Here is a 17,246-nt window from a genome sequence, read left to right as displayed (position 1 = left end):
GAGCGGAGCAGACAGGAGTCGTTATAATAGTTGAGCCAGGAAATTCATATCGTCTGCATCGGCTACCTTGTATCCATCCACATGCGAATCAGAGGATTCAACTTCTTTGCCAGCAACTCCATCGGAGATCACGTTTTCTCCAAAAAGGCCGCCAAGTGACAGGGTTGAAACCTTAATCGTAAATTGGATATGTTCGTTGCATTGCTCCAGATAGTAACCCAGCTGAGGGAGGGTCAGCTTCCACACGTCATATTTGTCCAGATGGCAATAGTGTGAAAGCTTAAAGAAGATATTCGCCCAATCCACTGGCGGCTTATTGTCATATTCTTCTTCCTCTTGCTCAGTCGTTACATGGACTTTTTTAACCCGTTTAGCCCGATCATGCTGTCGATGATTACTTTTGCAGTCTCAAGGTCGATATACTCCCCAAGATAATCGGCAGTCATATGCTTGTAGTAGGGTTTGAACGCCATAAGCAAAACGTCCATTAATGCATCGAATCTGTCATTTTCATCCTCATCATCGGGGATAAGGTTGGCAATGATTACTCCCGAGTCAATCGAATTTAATTGCTTCATAAGCTTACGGGCATCCAAAAGTCCCAGCGGCGGAATACAGTAGGTTTTCCCGTCCCGCAGCCGCACCTTCTCGTCATCTTCAAAAAAGACTTTTTCCCGCATTTCCGCATCCTCCTGTGTCAACAGGTTTGGTTTTTCCTCAGTCGCCCCTTCAGTCACCTGTTCCGCAGACTTATAAGCTGCCGCTTCTGTAAGACCATCCGTTTTTGGAATCGATGTTACTCTATCACTCACCGCGATACCCCCTTTGATTTTCCCCCGTCATCTCCGAATAACCGTGCCTCAAGGCGAGGGTTTCCCTGTGGACGACTCATAGAACATTCTAAGTATCAGGCTGAACAGTTTAACAACCGCCATGTAAAAGACTCCCCTGATCGGGGAGTCTCGGTAATGGTGTAGATCAGCAAACCAGGGTGTTGCTTACACCCGCTTCATAACGTTTGATCGAGCCGAGCTTGCCGTCAGCGCGTTCCGGATCAATGACGGACAATGTGACGCTATGCGTAGATGCTTGTTGACGCTGCGCGTCCAGCGTGAAGTTCGATTTGACGCGGCATTGATACAATTCCGTCTGATAGCCTTGGATGGTGCCGTCTTTTTGCTCAAATTGCCCATCATGAACAACATGCACGGTCAGCGGCACGTCTTTGTTCGTAATATCCAAAATATCAACAACCTCGTTACGCTTGTAGTTGACAACAACGTCCACGTCCTTCAGGGCGGAGTTGAATTTCAGCGTTCCGCCGCTTACGGTGTATTGATCTTCCGTTGGAACTGGATTTGCCGTTTTCTTTAACAGCTTGTTGCCTTTGAGGGTGCGGACGGAGATTTGAGGATCACTGTTCAGAGATGCTCCGTAGGCCAGATCTGCCGTGAATACCGCACCGCTTTGTTTAACGGTATGCCGTTCCTCCAGAACCCACACAAAACCATCGGGATCATGCGCAACGCCATCAAGCGATACGCCATATACAATGGCAACCGTTTTGCCGGCAAGTGCCATATCAAACACGGCAACATCGTTGGTAAACGTTACATCAGCCGACAAATCAGCGCCTCCGATTGTCCCTTCATATACTTTTGGCGCCGGGGCAATAACTGGCTTTTGATTCAAAGTGGCTTGGTACGGGGATGTGGAAGGAACGGTGATTGTTTCAGTAACCATACTGTACGTCGAGCCGGATACGCCTTCGCGCAGCTTGGAGCCCAACACGAGGCGAACCATATTCAGATCGAATTTTGCGGCTTCCGCCGTAATGTCGATCGTTTTTTTGCGAAGCAGTGTGTCCAGAGGGACACTGCTATCGCCGCCTTCAATATCCTGAACATCCAATTGAATATCCAGCCGCATGTTGTTCAATGTGCCAATGGTAATAAGCTCGTCGCAGTTTGGGATTTTGGCCATAAACTTGCCTGCACCCTTAATAATCATCTTTTTATTTTTGTTAGCTGCCATTCCAAAAAGCCTCCTTCTTCATTCTCGTCTTTCCCAATGACAGATGGCATCGGGTTAACCGTTTGCTTATCGGTTCTTTATCAATATAAGTTGTTGAGGAACGCTTCTAACGGGCTTGCGAATAATTGTGAATGAATCCGTTACCCCGTTATCTTACCTCTATAATCGCTGCCACCGGCTGGCTCGCCGACGCCAGAAACAACCTTCCGCCTTTGAATGCCTTTTGCTCCCCAAATAAAATGCGCTGCGATTCTTCCCCGATTACCGCATTGCCCTCCGCGCTTGCATAGATGTCGCCGTAACCCAAGTTCTCAACGATTAGAATGGAGTCGTCAGCTTTGGCATTGTAAATATGCTGACTATAGCTGAATATCCGCTGGACAAATTCTGCAACTACTTCGGAGGCTTCCACATCTTCCACCCTAACTTCCAAAACTTTGTTTTCAGCAAGCGGCCGTTTGTTGTACAATGCCGCCTTGATTGCCGCCATCAGCGGTCACTCCCTCTCTTAACTACGGTGATCTGTACCGTGTTCTGAAGCTGCTTCAGCCTTTTTCTCCAGATATTAAAGTAAGAGCGGCAGTATGAAGTGTACGCACCCAGCTTCCCGGGTCGGTTGCCGCCACCAGTAGAGGACTTCGCCAAAGGTTTGATACTACGCGCCTCTCTGCTGTTAGCTACAGAAAATGTGTGCAGTTGATGGATTTCATCGGCATTGACAATAATGTCTCCCATAAGGCCGTACATGTTGGTTTCCGGTTCTCTATTTAAGCCGAACACATAAACCTCCGTTCCTCTCCCCATAAGTTCCTCAAGGACTTTAAAACCATTACTCTCTTTATCAAAAAAGTGGATATCCTTTACCAGAATCGCTTGCAGGCATTGTGCTTCCTCCATGAATAGAATTTCATCGAGATAATCGATGGCAATGGCCGGCACTCTCCTGCCGTCTTCGGCTTCGACAAACTCAAGGCTCTTCCCCTCTTCAAACGGCTGAAATACCGCCAGCTGATTGCCAACCGAAATTAGCCTTTCGTAAAGGTCTGTCAGTTTCTTGTTTTCCCGGCTTCCTGCCGCTCCCACATATACAACCAATCGGCCCATATTTGTTTTCACCCTAGTCACCTCTCGATAAAGTTCATTGCTCATTTTCGTGCAGCGACACCATTTTTGTTCAAAGCTCCGTTCGGCTGTTCATTCACGAGCGCGAGTTCCTTTTCTTCATGCAAGGCCTGCAATTCGTTAAGGTTCGGGGTAAAGTCTGCAATCGCTCGCTAGGGCTACCAAGTTCTTCCACCCTGACCAATAAACCATGTTGATTCATCACTTTGCCCGTCAGTTCGCCAATACAATGCAGACATAGCAAGGCTTCTCCCTTCAAGCCTTCTGCTTTAAAGTTGATTTTTGCCTTTTCTGTCACGTACCTGAACTCACACTTGATACATTTGTACATAAAATCCACATCACGCACCTCCTGCTCCCAGGGTTTAATTACCCGCTTCCCCCCAACAGCTTCCTCCGGATATCCGACCGCTTTTGGTCACGAAGGCAAGGCCTGCACTCGTATATCCCGGCATACCGGTCGACCAGTTCTTGGTAAGGAATGTTTAGAAACGCCGCCAGACAATGAACGCACAGCTCCTCCTTCGATTCATACATAACCGCCAATGCTTTTACCTGCGGCGCAATGAACCGCCCACATGAGCATTTCACCTCAATCACCTCATTCTTCAATCTAAGACAATTTAGGCATGTCCGAACTTCTGCATGTACCAAGGCACCCCATTAGAGAGTTGGAATCGTCAATAGATGATAACAGGGATCTTCTTCACTTGACTTCCACTCCGATTATCGCTATGCTAATTTTCAATTACAGCTTTTTATAGAGCAAAGGCCATGAGGAAAAGAAGTAGCCCGGGAAAACGTAGTGACCCAGCGAGCCGGCGAATGGTGAAAGGTCCGGCGCATGCGTCCCTGGTGAATGGATTTCTTAGCTTCAATCCGAACCCTCTAATTAAAATTAGTGTTCAAAAAATGCCATATTCGATGCCGATCATGTCGCCAGACATGTTGCGTAATTGAAAGTGGATTTTTGAACAATCTTAGAGGCAGTAGGCGTTGACGGATTCTCCCCCCGTTATCTTTAGGGAGACATGATAACAAACCTCTATCGATGCCTGTTCAGGATGAGCAGCCTCGTTTAGCGAACGGCTTAACGCCTTAGTTTGCGTCATGGATAAGTGCGGCCGGATGGCCGAATAGTGGTGGTACCGCGGAGTTAACGCTTCGTCCCTGTAATGAGGGATGGAGCGTTTTTTTGTTGCATAAGGAAATTGACCTTTGCCATTCCTTGCCCAATTCAATAGAAATGAGGAAAAAAACATGACTAAACGATTGTTGTCAGGCATCAAACCAAGCGGCGATTTGAACATCGGCGGTTACATCGGGGCGCTGCGCCAGTATGTACAGATGCAGAATGAAGGCGAGTGCTACTTTTTTGTGCCGGACCTGCATGCCATTACAGTACCTCAAGATCCCAAAGAGCTGCGCGAGCGCTCCCGCCAGATTGCCGCTTTCTATATCGCGGCCGGCGTCGATCCCGTCAAAAATGCGATTTTTATGCAATCCCACGTCTCCGCTCACGCCGAGCTGGGATGGATGATGGAAACCCAGGCCCATTTCGGCGAACTGAGCCGCATGACTCAGTTCAAGGACAAATCCGACGGCAAAGACACGGTTAGCTCCGCTTTGTTCACATATCCCGCGCTGATGGCTTCCGACATCCTGCTTTACCAAACGACTCACGTTCCGGTTGGAGACGATCAGAAGCAGCATCTGGAGCTGACCCGCGATCTTGCAACACGCTTCAACAACCGCTTCGGTGAAGTCTTTACGGTGCCGGAGCCAATCATTCAAGAGGTAGGCGCGCGCGTCATGGGGCTCGACGATCCCTCCAGCAAAATGAGCAAAAGCAACCCCAACAAAAGCAGCTATGTTCTGCTGCTGGATGAACCCGGCGTTATTCGCAAAAAGTTCTCCCGTGCGGTGACGGATTCCGACATGAGCGTACGGTACGATTGGGACGCCAAACCTGCCGTCAGCAACTTGATCGAAATCTTCTCTGTATTCGGCGATTTCAGCATTTCCGAGGTAGAGAAACGATTTGAGGGGCAAGGCTATGGCGCCTTCAAAAAAGAACTGGCGGAAGTCGTTGTCGCCAAGCTGGAGCCGATTCAGCAGCGCTACAACGAAATTATCCATTCGGAGGAACTCGACAACATCCTCAAGGATGGCGCGCGCCGCGCTGCGGAAACTGCCGACAAAACACTGCGGGCAGCCAAAGACGCGATGGGTTTGCTGGTGTTTTAAACAAACGTATCCATCCTGCAAATCATATACAACTAGAAAAACAGCAAGTTCGGGAACAACCGATTCCCGGCGCTTGCTGTTTTTGGTTTGGGTATTTTAATGCTTATTTGAGCTGCCGGTCCGCAAACTCCGCCATGGCATCGCGCATGAAAGCGGCCAACCCTTCGCCGAATCCGTCGATGTTTTTGGTAAACCGTTCGTCGGCTACATACATCTCTCCCAATCCTTTAAACATCTCCGGCGTGTAGCTGCCCACCCGGTTCAGCATGGCGTACCATTTGCCGATCCCCTCCTGGGCTTCCGGAGATGCCGGGTCATTATGCCTCATATGTGTCAATTCGCGATAAAGCTCGTTCATTTCCTCCTGAAATCCCGCCATCTCGCCGCTTTGCTGCATTCCCTTCACCTTAGCGGCCGAGCTGTCTACCGCTGCGTTGCCCCAACGCTCGCGAGCCTCTTTTTCATAAGGGTTTTGACTAAAATCAAAGCCGGAAAACTGCTCTTTATTCGTCATATCGCTCTCTCCTTTAGCAAACTGAATGCTTTTGTCCACGGTTTCAAGGAGCCGGTTCAAACGGTTCCGCTTATCCCTCAGCATCAGACGGTGCTGCTGGAGCGCCGCCAGCCGATCAAAGCCGGGACTATGAATAATGTTTTTAATGGTCTGCAAGGGAAAACCAAGCTCTCGGAAAAACAGGATCTGCTGCAGCAAGTCCAAGTTTTTGCCGGAATAGATGCGATAGCCGGCTTCTGTCGCACCCTCGGGCACAAGCAGCCCGATTTCGTCGTAATGATGCAGCGTGCGCACGCTGATCCCGACCAGATCCGCAACCTCCTTCACTTTCATCGCATTACCGCCTCCCTTGGTTTTTACTATAAAGTATCACGTTGCGTGAGAGTCAATACATGAAATAAGCAGAAAATCTGCGTTTAACCCGCTTCATCCACCCACGCCAATATCATACCCCTTCTATACAATATAGTAGCTCGACAGCAAAGAAAGAAAAAATGAATACGTTGGAGGGACGACCATTGTCATTGCTGAAGCAGGTTAAAGGTGTGCTCAAAACAAAGAACGTATCGGAACTGGTCATTGAATTTGAGGACGGCAGCACTCAGGAGCATTCCCTGGAGGAAGGCGGCAAATCGGAGCTCAAAAGCTTTCTGCGCTCCATCGATTGGGAAGAAGTAGCCGAAGTGCAATTTGTTGTGGATGAGGAGGAAGAGGAGGACGACGAAGACGACGAAGACGATGATGAAGACGACGACGATGAGGACGAAGACGATGAGGATTACGATGATGAAGATGAAGATTATGATGACGAGGACGAAGACTAGAAGTTTGCCTTCGCAATCATCCAAGCCACGATCTCCATCACCCGCCGTCTGCGGCAATCATGGTCCCACAGCAAACATGCTGCTTCGCTCCGGCGGAGCAGCATGACATTACGGGCGCCCGTTCTTTTTGCGGACAGCTCCTGATTTCGTTAACCCATTCCCCCTTATTTCAGTCCAAGCGCAGGCAAAAGCTCATCCAGCTTCAAATCATGAACAAATTGGGGAGCGGAATCACGATCTTCCCGATTCCAGCCATAAATCAGCGTTGGCCACAAGCCGGTTTCATCCCTGGACACCTGTACACTTCCTTTTGTTACCTCAACCGAATAAGTGCTGTCCCCGATCGCAACCTCGGTCACAACGAAAAGCGATTCAGCGAACTCCCGCACGGTGTATACTTTGTTTTCTAGTTCGGTTTGTTCAATCATAGTGGACGAATCCACAAAACCTTCGTCGATCTTGATGATTTCGTTATTGATAATCCTTATTCTTATACCGTTGTTTTCTTGGCCCCCATAATAAAGAGTTAAATCTCCCAATAATTCAGTCGTGATTTCCCCTTCATAGCTGAACACTTTATTGCGCTCCACTTGCACCATCAAATCTTGAACAGGCAAATCTATCCATAAGGATAACGCTGTAAAAGCAGATCCCCCTAGCTGCGGCGGAATGGTTAATCCCTTGACGGCTGCCGCCGCCTCTTCGATGCTTTCAAAATTTTCGTATCCTTTTACCAGCCATAAATCTGTATCACCGTCATTGAAAACCTGGTATTGACCAAATTTCATCTTGTTCATGGCATCTCTATAAGCTCTCTGAAGCGCCTCAAACTCCTTGAATCTGTCCTCATCGCTTAGAGGTTCTGGTTTCTCCTCCATGATGCCGGCCTGTTCGATATAGTCGCTCGAGATAATAAAATTGAATAATACAGACACCAGTTTTTTGAGCGTCGTGAAATTGACCTTATCCTTCGTATCCTGAACCGTGCGTGAATAGGGTACATCTGCTTGTCCAATCGTAACGGCGATCAATTCCCGCTCCTGAAAGGAAAGATGGTCGCTGTCATATCCCCGCTCCGTGCGCTGGATCGGAAAACGGTGATTATTCATGTAAGTCTCAAGCTCGGCGGCTAACTCCACGCTATTGTCATCTCCGATGATGTAATAAGGACCCCCGCCTTTTCCTCCCACACTATCCAGATTGATCGTGTACATGCGGTCGTAGAGCTTGCTTTCCAGCAGTTGATTAACAAAAGCTTTGCTGCCCTGCCGTCCCGATACCTGCCCGTTAAACGCCGCAATGATGATATCCGGACCTAACGGTGATTTTTGGGCGTAACCCTTTAAATGGTTAGCCAACTGAAGCAGAGCAGTCACGCCTGTTGCATTGTCGACAGCCCCTGCAAACGGAAGTGAATCCATTTGACCTACGGAATCGAAATGAGCGGACAAAACGATCGCGTCCCTCTGGTCGCCCTCCCCTTTTCCCTTAATCACGCCGACCAAGTTGTCAGCTGTTATATGTCGGGGCAAAACCTTGACTGACAGGCTAATTTCGCTGATATCGGCTTCCTTGTCCCTCAGCTTTTGATAGATTTCATTAGATATGTGCAGAACAGGCGTTTTTGCCGATTGGCCCGGAATATACCTCCGAAGCTTGTCCTCGCGGATCAGAACCATTCTGGCAACGGTTTTGTCCATTTGCGTAAAGGCGCTTCCGTCATCCAGTACAAGCACCCGCTCGGCAAGCACGGCATCCTTCTCATCGAAGGTAATAGCCGCCGCCCCCTCATAGTCGAAGGGCAGACGCTGCTCCAGATAATCCTGGCCATGAAGCAGGACCTCCCGGCTGCCGTCACGGTAGTTTACTGCAAGCTCCAGCGTTCCTTCTTCAGGCACGGCGTATTGATGTTGATAAGGAATAGCATAGGAGCCATTCGTGAAATGCTCTAATCCCATTAATTGAAAATGATGCTCTATTACAGCGGCGGCAGCTTCATTCCCGGCAGTGCCCGTCAATCTCCCGCCCATCGCAGGCGCGGTCAGATCATCAATGTTAGCCTTATAGTCGGTTCCCGTTATCGGCCCATGCTGCCCTTCCGGCTTGCAGCCGGCAATTGCGCCCACGCACAGGGCGAGCATAAGCAACGTAATCAACCCCATCTTTTTTGTTTTCAATTGCTATATTCCCGCCTCTCCAAATCTTTTCTATTTATTTATCATATAAAATCTGGCTCAACATCAAAATGAGCGCCAACATCGGGAACTAAAGCCGCCTATTACGGTTTTGATCCAAATATTCACCATGATTTTACCATTTTTGTAAGTGATATTGTTATGATTGATATCATTACATTTTATAAGTTCAGCTTTTAGCGCCCAAGAAGCTCCATGATGCGGGAGAGTATGCCGAACATTCCCTAATGGGCGTCACCAGCCAACGGCAAAAAAATCGCAAAAAACCTGACCAGAATGGGCCAGGTTTATTTTATTGCAATCTCCCTTCAATGCAAGGGTAACTCATTGGTTGGGGCCCCTTCCTTGCAAGGTTCCTCCATTAAACTGCGCGCTACATTGCAAGTGTCCACGTAGAGTATACGCTCCGCTTCACATACACAACGTCCCAGACCTGCATTGGAAATGCCCTACGTCAGTCCGTCGCGTCAGTTCCCTCGGGTGGGTCTCCCTCGCTGCTCTCCGAAACGACGGAATCGCTGCTGCCAGAGCTGCCGACTGCAGAGACCGGTCTGCTGGAGGCTTCGTTCCAGACCTCCTGGATGTTGCCCGCAACATGGCTCCAGGTAAAATGATCCTCCACGAGCCTGCGTCCGTGAAGCCCCATCTGGCGGGAATTCCCTGTATCGCTTAGCAGCCTGTTCAGAGCTTCTGCATATTCCTCGGGGTTCTCGGGATCGCTAATGATCACTCCGTTATTATTGCGAATGATTTCAGGATTGCCTCCCCTGGCCGTAGTCACCAAAGGCAAACCTGCAGCCATGGCCTCGTAGTGCACGCGAGCAAGCGGCTCCTCCCAAATGGACGTACACGCGAACACATCGGCGGCGCAGAACCACTGATGAACCTCATTTGCCTGCACATATCCCGTTGTCAGAACGGGAATAGGCGATTTTTCGGCAAGAGCCTTCAGATAAGCGATATAATCGCTAATCCGGTTATCGCTGTACCAAGCAGCGCCTACAATAACCAACACGGCATCGGAATGCCGAAGACTGGACATGGCGCGTATCAGCACATGCGGCCCCTTGTTGCGGGACAGACGCCCTACAAAAAGGATAACCTTTTTGCTGCCGAGCTGATGCTTGGACCGGATGGCTTCCCGATCTCTGAGAGCGGAGGGCGATTGCTTCCAGGGCGCAAATTTGCCCAAGTCCACTCCGGAGTAGACCGTTCTGATTTTGGACTCCGCCTGAGGGTAATCGCGGCAGATGACAGCGCCGATATAATTGCTGATCGTAATGATTGTGTCCACCCGCTCAACAACAGCATCCCCTTCTTCCTTGCTCAGCTTCATGGGGTTAAACATGTCGTTATGCATGCTCAGCACGATGCGGGTGTCCGGGCGTACGGATGATACGGGCATAACCAGCCTTGGCCGGTTAAAAATATGAATGACATCATACGCTTCCCCGCTTTGGGCCAGATAGGGAATAATATGATCCATATAAACGTCCAGAAGGCCATCGGAAGGAAAACGCAAATACTTGACGTTTCCTTTTGTCTCCTCCTGGGGCAGCTCGGGATCGCTCCGTCCGATGACGGTTATGCTATGCTGGCCGCTAAGCAGCTCCACAACCCCGCCAATATACGTCTGGATGGCTCCGCCCCGTATATTGGGCACCGGGAGCTTTTCCGTGCATATCATCAAAATCCTCAAAACACGCCCTCCTCCGCTAACAGATGACTCCCGGCTTCCGTTACTTCCGCCGAAAGGGTGGATCGAATAAAAGCTTTCGTATAAAGTCCCTTTTTCTGATTCAAAAGCGGGCCTTTGCGGGAGACGCCGCGTTTTTTCTTGCTCCGCTCGGCTGCCCGTTTGGCTTGTTGCCGCTTGGACGGGGCCGCCTTTGCCGCCGGGCTAATTGTTGCGGCGGTTTCTTTTGAACGCTTTCCGGGATTCACGCCTTTTTTCGCCTTTTTGCCTGTTGCCTTTTTATCCTCAACTCGGTTTCTTTTTTCCTTGCGGGTTTTGTTGTCTTTTGCCTTGCGTTCCGCTTCGTTTGTTCTCTGTTCAGCTTGCGTAGGTTTGCTTACGCCGCGGCGGCTGTTCTTTTTGCTCGATTTGTCCTCTTTGCGCTCTTTCCGTTTTTTGCGCTTGCCTTTTTGTACACTGTCGTTTTCTCCTGGACCCGGAAGAAGCACGGCGCGACCGTCCGGATTGACGACCAGCCGGATGACATTGCGTACCTTCTCCGTCTCTTTTTCCTTTGCCGGCTTCTCCTGAGGAAGAACTGCCTTGCCGCCTTTGGCATAATTCCGGTAGGCGTAAGGCCCGCGGGCGACATCCTGCTCGGCGCTGTAATCTCCGGCAGCATATTGGCTTTTGTCCTTCTCCAGCTCCTTCAGCACTTCCCACTTGTTGGCTTCCGTCGCCAATACACGGTCAAGAATAGCGCCAAGCTCTGTATCCATAAACTCGACCGGACGAAACACCACTTCCTTGACGTGCTTGTAAAATTCATTAGGGAATGCCATATCAATCCACAGCAGCTCGAAGGTTTCCTGATCCAACGGATTGGCCTTGTGGTAGGCCCCGATTACGCCTCTGATCCAGTTCAGGTCCCAGCTGCCCATATCGTCCATGGTACTGGTGATAATTTTACGCAAATCGCGAATGGCGAGATCATAAGCGACGCCATCCAAGTCGATAACCCAAATGCCGCCGGGTCCCATCTGCCCGTTCGACCAGCCGTAATCCTGATGGGCAAGACCCCAGTGGGCCTCTCCCTTTGCCACCATTCTCCTGTAAGCCGATGCCCTGAACCGTTCCAGCATTTCCTTGGCCTGGCCCTCGAACATATCCAGTACGTTCAGCAGCTTGTCGCTCGCTGCCGTGTCCCGGTAAAGTTGGGCGATGTGGCGAAACCATCCGATTTTGGTCAAAATCTTTTCGTATTGGCTTTCCCATTTGAAAATGCGGGATGAATTCCCTGCCTCAGGCGGGGGCTCATACCCCTTGGACCAGTGATGAAACTCCCCCAGTCCGTGACAAAGCGTCATGGCGCCCTCCAGATCGATTTTCGCCACCGGAGTCAGCTCTTCGATCCAGTCCGTCACAATCCATAACTTGCCCCCTGCAACGACCGAGTTCGCTCCGTCCTTAGTTAATATAATGCCGGGAACCCTTCCTCCGTTACTCAAGACATATTGTTGAGCGTGAACGCTGAACAAACTTCGTTGCGGCGTCCGGTGAAGCACCTTCAGGCTTCGCGGCCCCCGGTTGGTGTCAATGCGCCAAATCGCGCCGCCTTTATCCGGCTTTGACGTAATCAGGGTCATTGACGATACGCTCATGTCATAGGCTCTGCATACCTCATGGGCAAGCTTTTCCAATTCGGGCGGCACATATTGCTCCAGATTCAGGCCCGAGTTTTCTTCTTCCAGCATGTCGTCCCATGGTTTGATTATATACGGCTCCAACAAGCCAACCTCCATTTCCGTATTGCAGTAGTCCTATTATGTATATGTTGTAAAAAAGGGGCCCGATATGTATAAAAGTGGAGATTGCGGGACAGGGGAGTTGTCCCTCCTCCAATACGGCGTAAAAACAACGGAAAACAAAAAAATCTCCTGCTTTCGCCTATACCGGACGAAAACAAGAGGAAACGTTGAAGCAAATAGTCCAATATCTTAAAAGAGGCCCTCTCCAAATACAGCAAGGGCTGCCGTCATTTTTTGTCCCCAGTCAAGCGAACTATCCGCTTTGTCCGCCCATGTCAGCCAGATCGTGAGACCGCTGGAACAACGGGGTTGCGGCAATTACTCCCTAGCCGCCCTTTATGGCATAAACATCCATGGCGGCTTGGAGCGCCTCTCCCGGGGGAAGCGAAACACCATGTCGAAGCAGCGCCGCCTCCAGAGCTCCCAGCGTAAGCAGCACATTGCGTTTGCTGCAGCTGTACCCCATTGTGCCAATCCGCCAAATCCTCCCCTTCAGAGGTCCAAAGGAGCTGGCAATTTCCAGGCCAAAATGGTCCAGCAGCATAGTCCGCACCGATTCGCCGTCCACTTCCGGCGGAATGATGACGCAAGTGACCATCGGCATTTTGCAGGAAGGATCTCCAAACAGCTTCAGCCCCATCGCGTCCAATCCCGCTGACAGAGCGGATTCATGCAGCGCATGCCTGGCGAAACGGGGACCCAGTCCCTCCTCCAGCGTCAGCCTAAGTCCTTCCCGAAGGGCATACAACATGGAGGTTGCTTCGGTATGGTGATTAAGCCGGGCCGGGCTCCAATAATCCTGGAGCTGGCTAAGATCGAGATAATTACTTCGAATCGGCACAAAACCTTCTGCATCCCCGACATCCTCCATAAGCAGACCTCGTTCAATTCGCTTGCGCTTCAGAAGCTTGGCTTCCGCCCGGCCATTATACGTAACAGGGGCCAGTCCCGCAGGGATGGACAAACATTTCTGCGTGCCTCCGATGACAGCGTCAAGCTCCCACTTGTCCACTGCAACCTCCACCCCGCCAATCGTTGCGACCGCATCCACCACAAACAAGGCATCATGCTCCCGGCATGCCCGGCCGATGCCTTCAAGGGGCTGCAGCCTGCCTGTCGACGTCTCGCCATGCACCAGCGCCACCAGCTTGGGCCGGTGGCGAATTATTCCCTCAATAATTTCCTCCTGCGAAAACACTCCTCCCCATTCCTGCTCCATTACCGTCACTTCAGCTCCGCAGCGTCTGGCGATTTCAGCCAGCAAATGCCCAAAGCGCCCATAGATCGGCACAAGCACGGCGTCGCCCGGCTCAATAAGGCTGACCAGCACCGCTTCAATTCCGGAGCGGGAAGTTCCGTCTACAGGATAAGCCCACTCATTGCCGGTCTGAAACACCCCGCGCAGCATCTCCATCGTTTCATTCATAAGCCCGGTAAATTCAGGGTCGAATTGACCCAAAATGGGATAGGACATCGCCCGCAGAACCCTTGGATCGACCTCCACCGGGCCCGGCGTCATAATGATGCGCGGCGACGGCGCCAAATCGCGATATGGTTTCATCACCTTTCCTCCTCGTACCCTAGTTGATATAGCAATACAGCCAATGCCAATGCTCCGACGGCAAGCTCCCTGGGAGCGGTATATTCCTGCGGAGAGTGGGAGATGCCGGCCCGGCTGGGAACAAAAAGCATCGCAGAAGGACAAAGCCTGCCCATCATTTGGGCGTCATGGCCCGCGCCGCTGGTCATTCCCTTTGCCGATATATGCAAATCGCCGCAAATTTTCCAAAGCCTGGCGCCAAGCTCCTTGTCCATCGGCACGGGGTCCTCGCAAAACCATTCCCGGCTGCGATAGTCCAATCCCCGCTCTCCTGCAAGTTTTCGCGCAGCTTCATCGAACCAGGCACAGAAGCGCTCCAGGGCAATCCCATCGGCATGGCGGATATCAACGGTGAAAGCTGCATGGCCCGGCACGACGTTAGGCACATTGGGAGACACTACTATTCGTCCCGCCGTCGCCACAAGGGGGGAACCCCAAGCCAGCGCCTCGCGCCGCACCATGCTGATCATGGCCGCAGCCCCCTCCAGCGCATCCCGCCGCATGTTCATCGGCGTTGTGCCGGCATGATTAGCCTCGCCCGCCACTTCCACATGAAGGCGGCGCTGTCCAACAATGGCATCCACAATGCCAAGCTGCAACTGTTCGCTCTCCAACACGATACCTTGCTCGATATGAAGCTCGATAAAAGCCTCAATATCCCCCCGCTTTGCGGGTATTCCGTTTCCTTCACCGAATCCGCAACCTGCCATTGCTTCAGGAAATGGTACTCCTTCGCTGTCGATAAGCTCGGCTGCCTGGCTGAAGAACCGTTCACCAACAATGCTGCCGGACCCCCAATAGGCCATTGGAAACCGGCTTCCTTCTTCCTCGCATAACGACACAACCTCCAGCGTCTTTTTGGGCAAGCCATACCGCTGCTTCAAATAGGCCAGAGCAACAATGCCAGCCGCAATGCCATATGCGCCATCGTATTTGCCGCCATTAACTACGGTATCGATATGGGAGCCCGTTACAATGGAGCCGCTCCCCTGCGAGCCCTTCAGCCTGCCGAACAGATTGCCCACTTCGTCGAAGCTTGCATCCAGACCGGATCGCTCCATCAGTTCTTTTACTGCCTCTTGCCCGGAAAGCCACTCCGGAGTGTACAGCAACCGGGTTACGCCTTCCCCGCCGTCAGAACAAGACGCAAGCGTCTCCAGAATGGCCTCCAGCCGGCGCTCGAAATCAGCTAGAAGCACTTCCGTTCCCGTATCCTTCAAAGCGCCAAGCATCATTTCTATCCGCCTCCTTGCGCTCCGGCGCCGCCAGGTTTAACCCACTGCCCGACTCGGTCCTTGGCGATTCCGTTTGTCCTGTCGTATACCCGGCTTCCCCGTACATAGACTGCGGCAACCCGGCATTTCATTTCTTCACCGATATACGGACTATGCTTGTGCCTCTGCAGCAAGTCTTCTTTCCTCAGCACATAAGGCGCTCCCACATCCACAATTGCAAGATCCGCATCAAAACCGAGGACAATAGCGCCTTTTTGACTCAAACCGAAGCGGGAAGCCGGAGCCAGAGACAGCATATTGCTAATGACGTTTAGCGGCAGCCCCCGCTTGAGATGTCCCTCTCCGACCATCAGCTCCAGAGAGCTCTGTGCCCCTGCAATGCCTCCCCAAGCCTCAAAAAAATTATCGTTTTCCTTCATATCGGCAGGACATGGCGAATGATCGGAGGCGATAAAGTCCACCCGTCCGCTACCCACCGCTGCCCATAATTTCTCCCGTTCCTTTTCGCTGCGCAGCGGAGGCGAGCATTTGGCCAAGGCTCCTTTTGTCGCCAGAGATTCCGCGGTCAACATCAAATAGTGGGGACAGGTTTCCACGGTGACGTCCAGCCCGCGAAGACGCGCCTTTACAATCATATCTACGCCGTCCGCGCTGCTAATGTGGACAAAATGCAACCGGCATCCCGTCAATTCGGCATAAAACAAAGCCCGATTAACAGCCTCCAGCTCCGCTTGAATCGGCCGCGACGCCGCATAATCGGCTCCCGATGTCCGCCCGCTTCGTTTCATTTCTTCGGCCAGCATCGCCACAATCGGTTCGCTCTCCGCATGCAGAGCCAGCACCTTTCCCGTAGCGGCGATTCTCCGCATGCCTTCAAGCAGCGTAAAATCATCCACCTCGCAAAAAGCATCTTCACCCGGACTTCCCGCGGCCGACATAAAAGCCTTATATCCGATAACGCCGGCATGATGCATCGGAGCTATAGCCTCCAGCCCGCCCGGCACGAGACCTCCCCATAAACCGTAATCAACACTGGAGCTCCCCTCCGCTGCTGCCAGCTTCAACTGAAGTGCCTCTACGGTAACCGTTGGAGGAACTCCGTTGAGCGGCATATCCAGATAGGTGGTGACTCCCCCGGCAGCAAGCGCAGCAGAACCTGTCTGAAATCCTTCCCAATGACCAAATCCCGGTTCGTTGAGGTGAACATGCGCATCAATCATGCCCGGCATTACGACCAGACCCTTTGCGTCCACAACCTCCCGTGCCGGCTGCGCTCCGATTTCGCCCAATGCGGCGATGACGCCGCCGGTTATGCCGATATCCATTACGGCCGTACCGTCCTTCAGCACCACATTGCCGCCGCGGATAAGGACATCGAACGGATCAATTGTCACGGAAATCCCACCTCTCCGGCTTATTCCAGCTTATATATGCTCCATCTTAATCGCTGGAGATTTCCTTGTCATTGTGCAAGACAACTCAATTTAAGCCCCTCTTTTGAGCGGCTTGCACAACAAAAAAACGCCGTTCTCCTTGCCCGGGGTCCATTCCGGTGCAGGAAAACGGCGTTTTTACTACCGCTGTATAAGTACTGCATTAATAACTAATCTAGCTTCTCGAACACAATTCTAGAGCGTATAAGGCGCCGAAGGTCACGCACCAAGGCAATCGACTCATTAACACCCACGCTAGATACACTGACACTTGCACTCGACTCACTGACACTTGCACTCGACTCATTAACACTTGCACTCGACTTACTGACACTTGCACTCGACTCATTAACACTTGCACTCGACTTACTGACACTTGCACTCGTGCTTCAGTTCATACTCCCACATTCTGTAACGGACAATAATGTCCATTACAGCACTAGCCTTGCATAGAACCTGACATGCATTGTATTGGAAAGAATTCATATACATGAATTCCAACATCAATCAATATTTTACAGCGGTATGGGAGACCTCATTGCCAAAAAATCTATGCTTC

15 protein-coding genes are annotated in these 17,246 nt (G+C 51.3%); 2 read left to right on the top strand and 13 right to left on the bottom strand.

The genetic code is table 11. The features are described 5' to 3' along the window. Positions 1-21: 21 nt before the first annotated feature. From ACX93W_RS23080 to ACX93W_RS23055, 6 genes are all read right to left on the bottom strand, one after another. A complete protein-coding gene (locus ACX93W_RS23080; protein WP_459394737.1) occupies positions 22-246 on the bottom strand; it encodes a hypothetical protein in 225 nt (74 codons plus the stop codon). A gap of 101 nt (positions 247-347) precedes the next feature. After that, positions 348-812, bottom strand: a complete 465-nt coding sequence (locus tag ACX93W_RS23075; RefSeq protein WP_459394736.1) for a DNA polymerase III subunit gamma/tau — start codon at positions 810-812, stop codon at positions 348-350. A 166-nt stretch (positions 813-978) separates the two neighbouring features. Continuing rightward, the gene (locus tag ACX93W_RS23070; protein WP_459394735.1) at positions 979-2,034 is read right to left on the bottom strand and encodes a hypothetical protein; all 1,056 of its coding nucleotides are present in this window, start codon (positions 2,032-2,034) and stop codon (positions 979-981) included. Positions 2,035-2,182: 148 nt separating this feature from the next. Further along, on the bottom strand, positions 2,183-2,524 hold the full coding sequence (locus ACX93W_RS23065; protein ID WP_459394734.1) for a hypothetical protein: 342 nt from the start codon (positions 2,522-2,524) through the stop codon (positions 2,183-2,185). Further along, on the bottom strand, positions 2,524-3,150 hold the full coding sequence (locus ACX93W_RS23060; protein ID WP_459394733.1) for a hypothetical protein: 627 nt from the start codon (positions 3,148-3,150) through the stop codon (positions 2,524-2,526). The genes ACX93W_RS23065 and ACX93W_RS23060 overlap by 1 nt, the downstream gene beginning before the upstream one ends. 375 nt (positions 3,151-3,525) lie before the next feature. Then, positions 3,526-3,747 carry a hypothetical protein gene (locus ACX93W_RS23055; protein ID WP_459394732.1) on the bottom strand — a complete coding sequence of 74 codons (222 nt, stop codon included), beginning with the start codon at positions 3,745-3,747 and terminating at the stop codon, positions 3,526-3,528. Between the two features lie 669 nt (positions 3,748-4,416). Between ACX93W_RS23055 and trpS the strand changes: the two genes are divergently transcribed. Continuing rightward, the gene (trpS, locus tag ACX93W_RS23050; RefSeq protein WP_459394731.1) at positions 4,417-5,403 is read left to right on the top strand and encodes a tryptophan--tRNA ligase; all 987 of its coding nucleotides are present in this window, start codon (positions 4,417-4,419) and stop codon (positions 5,401-5,403) included. Between the two features lie 103 nt (positions 5,404-5,506). Here the strand turns inward: trpS and ACX93W_RS23045 are convergent, their stop codons facing one another. Continuing rightward, positions 5,507-6,250 (bottom strand): MerR family transcriptional regulator, encoded by a 744-nt coding sequence (locus ACX93W_RS23045; RefSeq protein WP_459394730.1) that lies wholly within the window; start codon positions 6,248-6,250, stop codon positions 5,507-5,509. 185 nt (positions 6,251-6,435) lie between these two features. On the opposite strand from ACX93W_RS23045, the gene ACX93W_RS23040 reads away from it, so the two are divergent. Continuing rightward, positions 6,436-6,741: a hypothetical protein gene (locus ACX93W_RS23040; RefSeq protein WP_459394729.1), complete on the top strand. Its 306-nt coding sequence runs from the start codon at positions 6,436-6,438 to the stop codon at positions 6,739-6,741. A gap of 164 nt (positions 6,742-6,905) precedes the next feature. Here the strand turns inward: ACX93W_RS23040 and ACX93W_RS23035 are convergent, their stop codons facing one another. From ACX93W_RS23035 to ACX93W_RS23010, 6 genes are all read right to left on the bottom strand, one after another. Beyond that, positions 6,906-8,918, bottom strand: coding sequence for a M28 family metallopeptidase (locus tag ACX93W_RS23035; protein ID WP_459394728.1), 2,013 nt, complete (start codon positions 8,916-8,918; stop codon positions 6,906-6,908). Between the two features lie 472 nt (positions 8,919-9,390). Continuing rightward, positions 9,391-10,635, bottom strand: a complete 1,245-nt coding sequence (locus ACX93W_RS23030; RefSeq protein WP_459394727.1) for a glycosyltransferase family 4 protein — start codon at positions 10,633-10,635, stop codon at positions 9,391-9,393. Further along, entirely contained in the window at positions 10,632-12,398 is a 1,767-nt protein-coding gene (locus ACX93W_RS23025; protein WP_459394726.1) for a CotS family spore coat protein, read from the bottom strand. The genes ACX93W_RS23030 and ACX93W_RS23025 overlap by 4 nt, the downstream gene beginning before the upstream one ends. A 346-nt stretch (positions 12,399-12,744) precedes the next feature. Beyond that, positions 12,745-13,980 carry a pyridoxal-phosphate-dependent aminotransferase family protein gene (locus ACX93W_RS23020; protein WP_459394725.1) on the bottom strand — a complete coding sequence of 412 codons (1,236 nt, stop codon included), beginning with the start codon at positions 13,978-13,980 and terminating at the stop codon, positions 12,745-12,747. Next, a complete protein-coding gene (locus ACX93W_RS23015; protein ID WP_459394724.1) occupies positions 13,980-15,254 on the bottom strand; it encodes a M20 family metallo-hydrolase in 1,275 nt (424 codons plus the stop codon). Before ACX93W_RS23015 ends, ACX93W_RS23020 begins: the two co-directional genes overlap by 1 nt. Before the next feature lie 2 nt (positions 15,255-15,256). Further along, positions 15,257-16,642: an allantoinase gene (locus tag ACX93W_RS23010; RefSeq protein ID WP_459394802.1), complete on the bottom strand. Its 1,386-nt coding sequence runs from the start codon at positions 16,640-16,642 to the stop codon at positions 15,257-15,259. Positions 16,643-17,246 lie beyond the last annotated feature (604 nt).

It is taken from the genome of Paenibacillus sp. CAU 1782 (assembly GCF_054551715.1).
The sequence above is the reverse complement of the archived record's forward strand: the minus strand, read 5'-3'. Positions and strand labels throughout refer to the sequence as shown.

What these genes read in the sequence shown, in the direction of transcription:
- trpS (WP_459394731.1), top strand. Translation starts at nt 4,417, where the DNA reads ATGACTAAACGATTGTTGTCAGGCATCAAACCAAGCGGCGATTTGAAC.
- ACX93W_RS23065 (WP_459394734.1), bottom strand. Translation starts at nt 2,524, where the DNA reads ATGGCGGCAATCAAGGCGGCATTGTACAACAAACGGCCGCTTGCTGAA.
- ACX93W_RS23045 (WP_459394730.1), bottom strand. Translation starts at nt 6,250, where the DNA reads ATGAAAGTGAAGGAGGTTGCGGATCTGGTCGGGATCAGCGTGCGCACG.
- ACX93W_RS23070 (WP_459394735.1), bottom strand. Translation starts at nt 2,034, where the DNA reads ATGGCAGCTAACAAAAATAAAAAGATGATTATTAAGGGTGCAGGCAAG.
- ACX93W_RS23020 (WP_459394725.1), bottom strand. Translation starts at nt 13,980, where the DNA reads ATGAAACCATATCGCGATTTGGCGCCGTCGCCGCGCATCATTATGACG.
- ACX93W_RS23015 (WP_459394724.1), bottom strand. Translation starts at nt 15,254, where the DNA reads ATGATGCTTGGCGCTTTGAAGGATACGGGAACGGAAGTGCTTCTAGCT.